Consider the following 12794-nt stretch of genomic DNA (forward strand, 5'->3'; position numbering starts at 1 on the left):
TTTTTGCCCCCTTTGTTTCTGTCAGCCAGGACGGGTGAGAAAGGCGTTGTAGCGCGGAATTCCGATTCCGCGGCGGCATCGACCCGGTATCGGAATACCGGGCTACAAGTCGCGCTGCCGCAGGCTGTGGGCTCGCGTCAACGAACCCAACTGACAGAAACAAGAGGACAGAAAAAAGCTTCTTTTTTGCCCCCTTTGTTTCTGTCAGCCAGGACGGGTGAGAAAGGCGTTGTGGCGCGGAATTCCGATTCCGCGGCGGCACCGACCCGGTATCGGAATACCGGGCTACAAACCGCGCTGCCGCAGGTTGTGAACTCGCGTCAACGAACACCAACTGACAGAAACAAGAGGACAGAAAAAAACTTCTTTTTGCCCTCTTGTTTCTGTCAGCCAGGCCGGACGGGTCGCCCAAAAACTTCACCCACTTCCCGGACGAGCCAAAATTTCTGCCACACCCGGAAGGTGGCAGGCCATACTTGGATCGCATGGCCCCACCTCCCGAAACCGAGCCCTCCTCTGACATCGAACTGGCCCTCCGCGTGCAGGAGGGCGATGAAGAGGCCTTCCGCACGCTCATGGAGCGCCATTTGCAGCGCTTGCGCTCCTTTCTGGCGCTGCGGGCACCGGTGCCGGACCTCATCGACGAGGTGGCGCATGACGCCTTCGTCTTCGCGTATCAAAACCTCGCGGATTTCAAGGAAGGCTCCATGCAGCCCTGGCTGCGCAGCATCGCGCACAACCTCCTGCGTGACCGCCTGAAGGCCTACGCGCGGGAGTCGGTCAAGCACGAGCGCTATTCCGAGATGGTGCGCTGGGAGATGGCGCTGGAGGCCTCCGACAAACCCGTGAGCGATGAATCCGACCGCCTGGCCGCCTGCCTCGAAAAACTGCGCCATCACCAGCGCACGATGATCGAGCTCCGCTACGAGCAGCAGCTCAGCAGCGAGGAGATCGCCCGCCGCACCGGGCGCAGCACCCTGGCGGTGCGCACGCTCCTCATGCGTGTGCGGCAGCAGTTGCGCAAATGCATCGAGTCCGCACCTCAGCAATCACCCGCATGAACACCGACGAAACCATCGACAAGGCGCTGGAGGGCCTGCTTTCCGACGACGAATGGCGGGTGCTGGCCGCGGATCCCGACACGCTGAAGGAACTGGAGCAGCAACTCGCCATGGATGCGCTGCTCCGCGTGCATCTGGGACAAACCGACGAGCCGCAGGCGCTCACGGATGCCATCGAGGCCAGCGTGGGCCTTTCTCCGGTGGAGGACCTCATGCTCAGCATTGAGGCGGCCACCTTTGGTGCGCGCAGGCAGCGGCGCTGGTTCACGGCGCTGCCGAAATGGACCACGGCGGCCGCAGCGGTGCTCATCGGCCTCATCAGCGGATCGCTCGCCTGGCCGGACGTGTTCCTCTGGCTCGATCTCGGGCAAACGGTCGCCCAGCGCACCGGACAGCGCGTCATTTTGCACGGCCATGTGATCGCCGAGCCGGCGAAGCCGCTGCCGGTCATCACGCTTTCGTTCCCGTTCTCAAAACAGCCGCAGCCTGTCGAACCCAAGACCGTCCTCGAGGCTCCGCCGATCGTGATGGAGACTCAGAAACAACCACCGGCCGCGCCCGTCATGCCGCCCCCGCCACCGATGCCAAAGCCGGAGGTCGCGGAGAAAAGGCCGGAACCTGCGCCTCAACCGCCATCACCAGCACCAGCCGCCATGGTCACCGAAGCCAAGGTGGCTCCGATGAATCTGGCTTCCCAACCGAAGGAGGAGCCGATGGCGCTGGATGCCTCGGTGAAGGTCGATTTTGAGAAGCATGTGCTGCCCGTCCTCGAAACGGCGTGCTTTGAGTGCCACAGCGGCCAGTTGAAGAAGCCGAAGGGCGGCATCCGGCTCGATGATCTCGAAGCCATTCGCGACAAGAGCCGCTCCGACAACCTGGTGCTGCCGCACAAGCCGGACAAAAGCACGCTGGTGAAATCCATCTCGCTGCCCCCGGATCATGACGATGTGATGCCGCCGCCAGACCAAGGCAAGCCGCTCACTCCTGGGCAGATCGACCTGATCCGCCGCTGGGTCGAGGAGGGGGCGAATTTCGGCTCCTGGACCTCCACGCGGGCCAAGGAAGTCGTCGTTTCGACCCAAAACGAAGCGGTGGACATCTCAAAGCTGCAAGCCGTGGCCGCACGCATCGACCAGCTCATCGAACGCGATCTCGCCCGGCATCAGCAGGAGCCGTTTCCGCTCGCGAACGACGCCACGTGGTTGCGCCGCGTGTCTCTCGACCTCGTGGGCCGCATTCCGACCAGTGAGGAGGCCCGGCGCTTCAGCAGCGCCAAGGAACCGGACAAGCGGGCTCGCTTGCTCGACGAACTACTCACCTCCAGCGGCCACGTCAGCCACATGTTCAACTACTGGTGCGATCTGCTGCGGGCGAAGGACGACCTCGCCGAAGGGGTACAGGGCGACTTTTACCTCGCCTGGATCAAGCAGAGCATCCGTGACAACAAGCCCTTCGACGAATGGACGCGTGAGCTGCTGAGCCCCGAAGGCTACGGCTGGCGTGCGCCTGCGGCCGGCTACTACCTCCGCGATGGTGAGAACCGCGCCACGAACATCGAAAGCACCGCCACGCTCTTTCTCGGCACGCAGATCTCCTGCGCCCAGTGCCACGATCATCCCTACAACCGCTGGACGCGGAAGGACTACTACCAGTTCCTCGCCTGGACCAACGGCATCCGCACCGCGTCAAAAGAAGACTCCGTCGGCATGGTCGATTCCAAGGAAATCCGCGAAGCCTCGGAACGCTACGACCGCCTCGCGATGTCGAAACTGCCGTATGAGCGCCGGGAGAAGTATGAGCGCATCAAAGAGGCGCTCCTGGCACTGCAACGAGCGGCTGGCGGCGCTGGCGTGGTGAATGACATGGGCAGCCCGGCCACGCTGCCGGAGGATTACCAGTATCCCGACGGCAAACCGGGGGATGTGATCCCCGCTGCCGTGCTCTACGGCGAACCGCCCGCTGCGGGAGCGCGTCCGGCGGAGACATTAGCCGCGTGGGTCACCTCGCCGCAGAACATGCGCTTCAGCCTGACGCTCGCGAACCGTCTGTGGGCCAAGCTTTTCGGCCTGCCCTTCGCGGGACGCGTCGATCAGGTGCGTGAGATCGCCGACTGCGCGAATCCCGATCTCGCCCAATACCTCGTCCATGTCGTGCGGGAGGCGAAATATGACATCCGGCAGATCCTGCGCATCTTCTGCCTCACGAAGGCCTATCAACGCGAGGCCGGCCTGCCGCCGCAGGAGGCCGATGTCGTGTATCGCTTCCCCGGGCCGGTCGTGCGTCGTCTCAGTGCGGAGCAGGTGTGGGACTCGATGATGGCGCTCGCGGTCAAAGACCTCGATGCGAAGCTGAATTTCGATCCGCCGGGCGTCGAGGCGCTGGAAGCCGCCGTGGAGGCCAGAAAAGCCAGTGAAGTCACCGGCGTGGCCCGCAAGATGGCCGGTGAGGACGAGCGTGCGATGAGGTCCGAGCAACGCCGCGCACGTCTGCGCGGGGAGATGGCTCGCGAGTTCGCCGGAGGCGGCCTCGAACGTGCCTCCGAGCTGCCACAGCCCACGCCGGACGGTCACTTCCTGCGCATGTTCGGCCAGGGCAACCGCGACTTCATCGGCGACGCCTGGAGCGCCTCCACCGTGCCGCAGGCGCTGCTCATGCTGAACAGCAGCTTCTTTGATCATGTCGCCCGTTCCGGCAGCCCGCTCGCCGACAGCCTCCGCAGCGCCAACAACATCCGCGATGCCGCACGGGCCGTGTTCCTTGCCGTCTTGTCCCGTGAACCCACCAAGGAGGAGATCGAAGCCTGCCAGGAAACTTTGGGCGAGACACGGAACGCCAAGGCGCTCGCCCGCATGCTGCTCTCCACCGCCGAGTTCGTCTTCCAAAAATAACCGCACGCCATGACACATCCCCTCAACCAGCTCGACGACCTCGCCCGGCGGGAATTCATCACCCGCATGGCCAAAACCTCCCTCGGCGTCAGCCTCGTGCCGCCCGCCATGCTCGCACGCGCGGTGGAAACGAGCGCGCCGAAGTTCGCCGGCCACATCATCTACCTCTACATGCGCGGCGGCATGAGCCACCTGGACACCTTTGACACGAAGCCGGACGCGCCGGCCGGTTATCAAGGCTCCACACGCACCATCAAGACCAAGTCGCCCGACCTGCAAATCTCCGGCTTCTTCCCGAAGCTCGCGGAGCATGGCGACAAGCTGGCCGTCGTGCGCTCGATGCACCACACGCAAGGCGCGCACGAGCCAGGCATGTACAAGGTGCTCACCGGCTACGAGGTCTCGCCGTCGGTCAGGCATCCTGCGCTCGGTTCGTGGGTGGCGCGTCAGGTGACTCAAGGTGCTTCCACTTTGCCGTCCTACATCCGCCTGGCCGATCTCTCCGGCCACCCCGGTGCGGGTTTCATGGATGCCCGCTATGCGCCTGTGCCGGTCCTTGATCCCAGCAAGGGACTGGAACACACGCAGCTCCAGCAAGGGGACTCCATGGCGAATCTGCGCAAACGCACCGGACTGGCCGACAAGCTCAACACCGACTTCCTCAAGCGCTATCCGATGGCCGAGGTGAAGGCGCACGCCGATGTCTTCGCCGACGCGATCAAGCTCATGACCAGCAAGGATCTCGACGCCTTCGACATCACCAAGGAGAAGGGCAGCCTGATCAACGACTACGGCGCAAACTACTTCGGTCAGGGCGTGCTGCTCGCCCGCAGGCTGGTCGAGCGTGGCTGCAAGTTCGTCGAGATCGAGCTCGGCGGCTGGGACACGCACTCAAACAACTTCGCGACCGTCGAAACACTCTCCAAAGCCGTCGATGACGCCGTTGCCACGCTGCTGGAAGATCTGGAGGCACGCGGGCTGCTTGAAACCACGCTGGTGGTGCTCACCACCGAGTTTGGCCGTTCGCCAAAACTCAAAGGACTGGGGCGTGATCACCATCCCATCGCCTTTTCATCCTTCATCGCCGGCGGCGGCGTCAAAGGCGGCCAGGCCTATGGCAAAACCGACGAGACCGGCACCCGCATCGTCGAAAACCCCGTCACCGTGCTCGATTTCCACGCCACCATCGGAAAACTCATGGGCGTCTCCCCACACGATCTGATTCCTGGTGCCGGCGGCAGCTTCAACATCTACGGCGGCACCGGTGCCAAACGCGGCGTGCCGATTCCGGCGTTTGTGTAAGCTTGACGCGGCAGCTTCAACGCCACGATTCGTCGTTTGCTTTTGCGATCAGGAGGCTGTCTGCTCAATCATGCGAGCAAACGACGGGGCTTTATGGTGATGCGGCTGAGTTCGCCTGGCTGGATGACTTTTCTCGGGGACGATGATTCCTGTCATTCCAAGATCGTGATCGCCACGCATGCTGGGTCCTTGGCGGTGACGCAGCCGGGAAGCGCTGCCAACGACCAGCGCCTGTTCCGCGTTTGCCATGGGCGGCTCACTATGGCCGCAGAAGGAGTCAAGGAATGAGAACCTTTCGCTGTACCTGCGGCAACACGCTCTTCTTTGAAAGCTCGCGCTGCCTCTCCTGCGGTCTCGATGTCGGCTACGACTCCATGCAGGACCTCATGTGTCCCATCGACGCTCATCTGAAGCTCTGCGCCAACGGTGCGCGGCATGGTGTCTGCAACTGGCTGCTGCCAGCCGCCTCCAGCGCGGCTTTCTGCCTCTCCTGCCGGCTGAACCGCACCATTCCCGACCTGGGCACGGAGCAGAACCGCCTGCACTGGGGCCTGATGGAGGCTGCGAAGCGCCGGCTCATCCACACTTTGCATGCCCTGCGCATTCCGCTGCCTTCACTGAAGGACGATCCACAAAACGGCCTCGCCTTTGACATCGTCAGCACCACGCTCGATCCCGGGGTCACCATGGGGCATCTCAACGGCGTCATCACCGTCAGCCTCGAAGAAGCCGACGACACTTGGCGGCAGATCAACCGCCAGCAGCTCGGCGAGGCCTCCCGCACCCTCCTCGGTCACTTCCGCCATGAAAGCGGCCATTATTTGTGGAATCGCTTCCTCTCCCGGCTCGAATGGATGGCCCCCGAGCGCTTCGCTTTTCGTGAGGTCTTTGGCAACGAATCCTTCAGTTACAGCGACGCGCTCCAGCGACATTACCAGAACGGTCCGCCCGCCGGCTGGCAGCAGCAATTCATCACGCCTTACGCCGCCGCGCATCCGTGGGAGGACTGGGCGGAGACATGGTCGCACTACGTTCAGATGATCGATGGTCTGGAGACGGGCGCGCAGTTTGGCATGCCGGGAAGCGGCGCGGTTTTGTCCGCCCCGCCACCGGAATCCTGCACGCTACCAGCGGTGCTCGCCTCATCCACACATCGTGAGGACAATGCTTTTCATGAACTGCTTCAACGCTGGCTCAACCTGGTCACCGTGATGAACGAGATCTCCCGCAGTCTTGGCGCTCCTCTGTTGTATCCCTACATCATCTCGCCCGCCGCCGCCCGGAAGCTCCGCCTCGCGCATCATTTCGCCAGCGTTTGGGGAGCCGCTCCGGGCACCACCTCATCAGACTTCATGGATTCCTGAGTTTTTGACGGGCTTTTGTATTGGAGATCACCGTCAGCGAATGCTGACGGTGATCTCCTCAAAGAACGATCGACCCAAACCGCCTACGGCTCCGGTTCCTTCCTCACCACTTTCTCGATCCAGTCATAGAGCACGGGCAGCAGCAGCAGCGTCAGGATGGTGGAGCTGATGATGCCGCCGATGACGACGGTGGCGAGCGGGCGCTGCACCTCGGCACCGGCACCATGGGCGAGCGCCATCGGCACAAAGCCGAGGGCGGCGACGAGGGCGGTCATCATGACGGGTCGCAGACGTGTGGCGACGCCGTTGAGCACGGCATCGCGGACGTTCATGCCTTCCTCGCGGAGTTCGTTGAAGTAGTTCACCAGCACGAGGCCGTTGAGCACGGCCACACCGCTCAGGGCGATGAAGCCGACGGCGGCGGTGATGCTGAAGGGCATGCCGCGCAGGCCGAGGGCGATGATGCCGCCGGTCAAGGCGAGCGGGATGCCGGTGGCGACGAGCAGGGTCTGCCGCACGCTGCCGAAGGCGAAGAAGATGAGCATCAAGATGAGCACCAGCGCCGTCGGCACGACGATGGCTAGGCGGGCGCGTGCTTCTTGCAGGTTTTCAAAGCTGCCGCCGAACTCGAAGTCGTAGCCTTCGGGGAATGTGACCTCCTTTTTGATGCGGGCGGTGGCTTCGTTGACGAAGCCTTCCATGTCGCGGCCTTTGAGGGTGACCATGACCACCAAACGTCGTTGTGTGCGGCTGTGGCGGATGGGATCGACGGCTTTTTCGGTGCGGATGTCCACGGCATCGCCGAGCGGGATCATGCCGTAGTCGCCGACACGCAGCGGCAGGGATTTCATCATCTCTTCCTTGGAGCGATCCTCTTCGGGAAGGCGCACGACGATGTCGCGCTTGCGATTGCCTTCGACGACCTGACCGGCGACTTCGCCGCCGAGGCCGGCGGAGACGGCGCGGTTCACTTCGGAAAGCGGCACGTTGTATTTGGTGAGCACATCACGCTTCACCTGGAGCACGACGGTGCTCGGGCGACCGTCGGTTTCGAGTTCGGCCTCGCCGCCGGGTGTGTCGTTGATGATGTCTTTGACCTGGTTGGCGAGTTTTTCGAGCAGGTCGAAGTCGGTGCCGTAGATGCGCACGGCGAGTTCGGCCTTCGTGCCTTCCATCATCTCGTTGAAGCGCGTTTCGATGGGCTGGCCGAACTCGATGGTCTGGCCTTCGTGCTCGCGCAGCGCTTCTTCTTCGATGGCGGCGCAGAGTTCTTCCTTCGTCGTCGGCAGGCCGGGGCCTTTGGGCCATTCGTTGAGCGGTTTGTAGAAGACGTAGAAGTCCGTCTCATTCGGTGGCATCGGATCGGTGGCGACCTCGCTGGTGCCGCTGCGGGTGAAGAAGCGTGTCACCATCGGAAATTTCTCGCGCACCATTTTGCCGAGCTCGAGATCCTCGTGGACAGACTCTTTGAGGTTCATGCCGACTTTGCGGTAAATCATGGCCGCGATGCTGCCTTCATCGAGTTTCGGCACGAACTCGGCACCGAGCGTGGTGAATTTCCAGCCGCAGAAGGCGAAAAAGCCGACCGCGCAGAGCACGACGAGCCAGCGGAGCTTCATCGAGACGCGCAGCAGCGGCTGGAAGACGGCGTTGAGGCCTTTGATGATGAAATTCTCCTTTTCGGCGATGTTGCCGCCAAGCGCGAACGAGCACAAAGCGGGCATCAAAGTGAGCGCGAGCAGCAAAGCGCCTGCGAGGGCGAAAATGACTGTCACCGCCATCGGGCGGAACATTTTCCCTTCGATGCCGGTGAGCGTCAAAATGGGCAGATAGACGATGGTGATGATCAAAACGCCGAAAAACATCGGCGAGGCCATTTGCTTGCTCGCGGCCAAAACTTCGCGCGAACGCTCCTCACGCGTCAAAATGCGTCCGAGGTGGTGTTGCTTGATGCCGAGCCTGCGGACGATGTTTTCGACCATGACGACCGCGCCGTCGATGATGAGGCCGAAGTCCACCGCGCCCAAACTCATCAAATTGCCGGACCAGCCACCCTGCACCATGCCGCTGATGGCGAAGAGGAACGAGAGCGGGATGGCGAGGGCGACGATGAGTGCCGCACGCCAGTTGCCGAGCAGCACGAGCAACACGACGACGACGAGGATGGCGCCTTCGACGAGATTTTTCTCCACGGTGCTGACGGTGGCCTCGACGAGGTCGCTGCGTTCATAAACGATCGTCACATCCATGCCGGGTGGGAGTTTTTCGCGCACTTCTTCGAGTCGCGGAGCCACGCGATGGCAGACGGTGCGGGCGTTTTGGCCCATGAGCATCATCACGGTGCCGAGCACGACCTCCTCGCCGTCCATCGTGGCCGCGCCGCCGCGGAATCCAGCTCCCCACTGCACTTTGGCGACGTCTTCGACCTTCATCGGCTGCACGGCGGCACCGAATTTGATCGGCAGCTTCGCAATTTCCTCCGCGGTGCTCACGCGGCCGACGCTGCGGATGGTGAGCTGCTCGCCATCGCGGTTGATGATGCCGCCGCCGGCGTTTTCGACGTTGCCACGAATGATGTCGGCGAGCTCGCCGACGGTCATGTTGGCGGCCTTGAGCTTGTCGAGCATGGGCTCGACGGTGACCTGGCGCTGATGGCCGCCGTTGCTGTTGATCTCGGCCACGCCCTGCACGGTGCGCAGCATGGGTTTGACGATGTACTCGTGCGTTTCCCACAGGCGCATGAGGCCTTCGCGTTCATCAGACGGTTTCTCCTTCGCGTCTTTTTTCCAATGCAGCGTGTAGTAGAAGATTTCGCCGAGGCCGGTGCTGATCGGTGCAAGGCTCAACGAGCTGCCGGGCGGCAGGTCCTGCATGATCGCGGTGAGGCGCTCGTTGACGAGCTGGCGGGCGCGGAAGATGTCCGTGCCGTCCTCAAACTCGACGGTGACCTGGCTGAGGCCGAATTTGGTGATGGATCGCGAGTCGAGCACGCCGGGCATGCCGCTGAGCGCCATTTCGATGGGCCGCGTGACGGCGCGTTCCGATTCCTCGGGCGCGAGAGCGGGCACAGCGACGTTCACCTGCACCTGCGGACCGGTGAGATCCGGCACGGCGTCGATGGGCAGATGCATGAGCGAGTAAAGCCCGCCGCCGAGAAGGCAGAAGGCCCCGAGCAGCACGAGCGCGCGCTGCCGGACGGAGAATTCGAGAAGGAAGTTGAGCATAAAATGCGAAGGGAAGATGGCTTACGAGGGCGCGTGAGCGTTTTGGAGTGCTCCAGCCCTCTGGAGCTTTTCGGAGGCCTGTGGCCGTTCGAAAGCGCCGGAGGACCGGCGCACTCCAGGACGCTGTCGCGCCTGCGATTACTGAAGTTTCGTGCCGGTGAGCTGCTCAAGCTGGAGACGTGCATCCACGGCGCCGAGCTGGGATTCGAGGACGGCTTTGACGCTGTCGATGTACTGGCGCTGAAGCTCGGTGTAGGTGGAAAGCGGCAGTGCGCCGAGGCGGTAGTGCTCATCGGCCTCGGCGGCGGCTTGGCGAAAGCTGGCGAGCGTGTCTGCGGGCCATTTGGCGAGTTCTTCGACGTGGATTTTGTAGTGGCTGGCCTGCGCGGCGACATCGCGCTCGAGCTGGCGCATCTGCGCGGTGAGCATGACCTCGGCCTGCACTTCCTTGGCCTTCGCGGCATCGATGGCGCCCTTGTTGCGGTTCCAAAGTGGGAGCGGGATGGAGACACCAATGCCGACCTGCGTTTCGCGGGTTTCGTTCTGCTGGCGCTGCACATACGGCACGACGGTGATGGAGGGCCAGCGCTCGTTTTCAGCGAGTTTCACCTCATAGCCCTGCTGCTGCACATCGAGGATGCGGGCGCGGAGATCGAAGTTCTTTTTGCGGGCCTGCGCGAGCAGCGATTCAAGGGCGGGAGGCGGATTGAGGGTGAGATTCTCCATCTTCAATTCGAGCGGATGCTCAGCCTTTTCGCCGAGAAGCTGGTTCAGCTCGAAACGGGCCGAGGCGAGCTCGTTGCGGGCCAGTGTGGCTTCCGAGCCCAGCGTGAGTGCACTCGCTTGAATGATGCGTGCTTCGAGTCTAGGTGCCGCACCGGCGGGATCGCGCTGCAAAAGCACTTCAGCGAGCGATTGGAAGCGTTTGGCCACTTCTTCGGCGGCTTTGGTCTTCTCCTGTGCCGCGAGCATTTTCCACGAGATGGTGCGCACCTTGGCCGCGAGCGCGGCTCGGAACTGCTCAAGACCGAGCTGGGCAAGCTCAATGTCTTTTTGCGCGATGGCTTTGCGCAAGGAGAGGCGACCGGGCCATTCAAACGTCTGCGTGAGCTGCACGGCCCAGGTGGGTCCATCGGTGACGTTGTTTGTCGTGAGGTCACGCACGCGCCAGTTGCCGACGCCGGTCATGAGATCGGGGTTCTTGATCTCGCCGGCCTTGGTTTTGCCGGCGGAGGCGACATCGACCTGCGCTTCGTAGAACCGGAGCTCGGGATGGGTTGCGAGGGCTTTCTGGACGAGGGAATTGACGCTGAAGGGTTCGGCGGAGGCCGTGGAAAGAAGGAGAAGGAAGGAAAGGAAGGTGGATTTCATGGCGCGTTGATTGAATGAGGAGGTTTGAGATGCATCGCCGCTGTCGCGGTCATGATGCGAGATCCGCAGACGCGGAGCGTGGGGTGCTTCACCTCTTCTCAACAACGCAGAATCGTCCGGCTGGTCTTGATATGAAGACCGGGGGACCATGCGGGAGCCTGAATGCGCGTGAATGACTGGCCGCCCGACTTTGACTGCAGCCAGCACGTCACCACAGACACAGGAACTGCGGCCAGGGCCGGCAGTTTTGTGTCCATGGAACTGCGGCGGAGTGTGCGTGACGAGTCTTCGACGGACTTGAAGGCGAGGATGTGATCAACCTCGCCTGCGGCTGGCTTTTGCGCGAAGATGACGACCAGCGCACACAACGGATCATGCTGGTGGGGACTGGCGGCAGCGTATTTCTCATCGTGGGACAAGACCACGCTCACATCACCCGAAAGCGTGGCGCGCACCTGGACGGCATGCTCTCCGTCTGCCACGGCAGCCAGGAGGCAGAGAGCCGGGACGACCCCCTGCGATGAGAGAAGCCAGGCGACGAGCAGCAGCAGATGCACCAGCCGTGAGAACGGCGGTCGATCAGTGCTGCGGCGGTGGCTTTTCATGGTTCGGGGGCGGCTATTAACGCAACAAACTCCGGCCTGCCATCAAAGAAATCATTCGGCAGGCTTGAGCAGCTTGGGGTCGTTGGTGGCCTGACCAATGACCTCGCCCCCCTGGAGGATTTGCACGGTGTAGCCATGGTAGCGATGCCCGGATTCATCGACGCGCTTGTACTTCGGCCGCCGGCCGCCGCTGATGCGCACCGAGTGCTGCGGCGTCCATTCGAAGGAGACCTTCGCGGTGGTGACGTCGGTGTAGTGTCCGGAGGGATCCACGCTGAAGGTCTCGCTGCCCGATTTTTCGGGGATGATCTCGTCATGGCCGCGCTTGAGGTCATCGGCGTACAGCGTCCACTGGAGGGTGAGGCCTTCCAGTTTGGTCGGCGTGGGATTGGAAACTCGCACGATCAGCCAGCGGGCGCGGCTTTCGTCGGGTGATTTGGCGTCGTGGCTGTCTTTGGATCCGCGTTCACTTTCGACGTGAACCTGGACCTGGACTTTCTGCGGGCCGGCGATGGCGGCAGTGTGGAGGACGAGCAGACTGGCGAGGCAAAGAAATGATTTCATGGGGTGTGGTGGCTGACGGGCATGGATCTCCCGTTGGGTTTGATGAACACGGCCCGCGAAAGGCGGAGATCCAGAGCCCTGGCGGCCGGTTGATGATGAGACGCTGTCCGCTTCTCAACAAAGCTCCACACACAGGCGGCGATGCACCCGCAATCCATCCGGCTGGCCCGGGCGGCGATGGGTCCACGCGCAAAGCATGCCGCAAGGCCTGCAAGGCAGCGCGATGAGCATGCTGGACAGCGCGGGCGAGCCCACGAAATCTGTCGTCACATCGACTGCCTGCGATGCGGTGGCGGTCGCGTGATCATCGGTGCCGATCAAGGCATGTGGCTGGTCGGCCACGTCCACGGAACCAGGCACGGAGCAGGCCTCCGCCCCGACTGGCAAGGCCAGCATGAAGGCGAGGATGCCGCCG

The 12794-nt window shown here is 62.8% G+C and carries 9 protein-coding genes; 4 read left to right on the forward strand and 5 right to left on the reverse strand.

The window, feature by feature from the left end; translation table 11 throughout:
• Positions 1-485 precede the first annotated feature (485 nt).
• From IAE77_RS29730 to IAE77_RS29745, 4 genes are all read left to right on the forward strand, one after another.
• Positions 486-1061: an RNA polymerase sigma factor gene (locus IAE77_RS29730; RefSeq protein WP_294235112.1), complete on the forward strand. Its 576-nt coding sequence runs from the start codon at positions 486-488 to the stop codon at positions 1059-1061.
• Positions 1058-3949: a DUF1549 domain-containing protein gene (locus IAE77_RS29735; protein ID WP_294235113.1), complete on the forward strand. Its 2892-nt coding sequence runs from the start codon at positions 1058-1060 to the stop codon at positions 3947-3949. Before IAE77_RS29730 ends, IAE77_RS29735 begins: the two co-directional genes overlap by 4 nt.
• Positions 3950-3958: 9 nt before the next feature.
• On the forward strand, positions 3959-5251 hold the full coding sequence (locus tag IAE77_RS29740; RefSeq protein WP_294235114.1) for a DUF1501 domain-containing protein: 1293 nt from the start codon (positions 3959-3961) through the stop codon (positions 5249-5251).
• A gap of 284 nt (positions 5252-5535) precedes the next feature.
• Positions 5536-6615 carry a putative zinc-binding metallopeptidase gene (locus IAE77_RS29745; protein ID WP_294235115.1) on the forward strand — a complete coding sequence of 360 codons (1080 nt, stop codon included), beginning with the start codon at positions 5536-5538 and terminating at the stop codon, positions 6613-6615.
• Positions 6616-6698: 83 nt separating this feature from the next.
• Here IAE77_RS29745 and IAE77_RS29750 read toward each other — a convergent pair whose 3' ends face one another.
• From IAE77_RS29750 to IAE77_RS29770, 5 genes are all read right to left on the reverse strand, one after another.
• Positions 6699-9839 (reverse strand): CusA/CzcA family heavy metal efflux RND transporter, encoded by a 3141-nt coding sequence (locus IAE77_RS29750; protein WP_294235116.1) that lies wholly within the window; start codon positions 9837-9839, stop codon positions 6699-6701.
• A gap of 138 nt (positions 9840-9977) precedes the next feature.
• Positions 9978-11210: a TolC family protein gene (locus IAE77_RS29755; RefSeq protein ID WP_294235117.1), complete on the reverse strand. Its 1233-nt coding sequence runs from the start codon at positions 11208-11210 to the stop codon at positions 9978-9980.
• 98 nt (positions 11211-11308) lie between these two features.
• Positions 11309-11815 carry a hypothetical protein gene (locus tag IAE77_RS29760; RefSeq protein WP_294235118.1) on the reverse strand — a complete coding sequence of 169 codons (507 nt, stop codon included), beginning with the start codon at positions 11813-11815 and terminating at the stop codon, positions 11309-11311.
• Between the two features lie 51 nt (positions 11816-11866).
• On the reverse strand, positions 11867-12379 hold the full coding sequence (locus tag IAE77_RS29765; RefSeq protein WP_294235120.1) for a hypothetical protein: 513 nt from the start codon (positions 12377-12379) through the stop codon (positions 11867-11869).
• A gap of 114 nt (positions 12380-12493) precedes the next feature.
• A partial coding sequence (locus tag IAE77_RS29770; RefSeq protein WP_294235121.1) for a hypothetical protein occupies positions 12494-12794 on the reverse strand: 301 nt, incomplete at its 5' end.

This window comes from Prosthecobacter sp., assembly GCF_014879935.1.
Classification (GTDB): domain Bacteria; phylum Verrucomicrobiota; class Verrucomicrobiia; order Verrucomicrobiales; family Verrucomicrobiaceae; genus Prosthecobacter.

Excerpts from the sequence above, each read along its gene's own strand:
- IAE77_RS29745 (WP_294235115.1), top strand. The coding sequence starts at position 5,536 with ATGAGAACCTTTCGCTGTACCTGCGGCAACACGCTCTTCTTTGAAAGC.
- IAE77_RS29755 (WP_294235117.1), bottom strand. The coding sequence starts at position 11,210 with ATGAAATCCACCTTCCTTTCCTTCCTTCTCCTTCTTTCCACGGCCTCC.
- IAE77_RS29735 (WP_294235113.1), top strand. The coding sequence starts at position 1,058 with ATGAACACCGACGAAACCATCGACAAGGCGCTGGAGGGCCTGCTTTCC.
- IAE77_RS29730 (WP_294235112.1), top strand. The coding sequence starts at position 486 with ATGGCCCCACCTCCCGAAACCGAGCCCTCCTCTGACATCGAACTGGCC.
- IAE77_RS29760 (WP_294235118.1), bottom strand. The coding sequence starts at position 11,815 with ATGAAAAGCCACCGCCGCAGCACTGATCGACCGCCGTTCTCACGGCTG.
- IAE77_RS29765 (WP_294235120.1), bottom strand. The coding sequence starts at position 12,379 with ATGAAATCATTTCTTTGCCTCGCCAGTCTGCTCGTCCTCCACACTGCC.
- IAE77_RS29740 (WP_294235114.1), top strand. The coding sequence starts at position 3,959 with ATGACACATCCCCTCAACCAGCTCGACGACCTCGCCCGGCGGGAATTC.
- IAE77_RS29750 (WP_294235116.1), bottom strand. The coding sequence starts at position 9,839 with ATGCTCAACTTCCTTCTCGAATTCTCCGTCCGGCAGCGCGCGCTCGTG.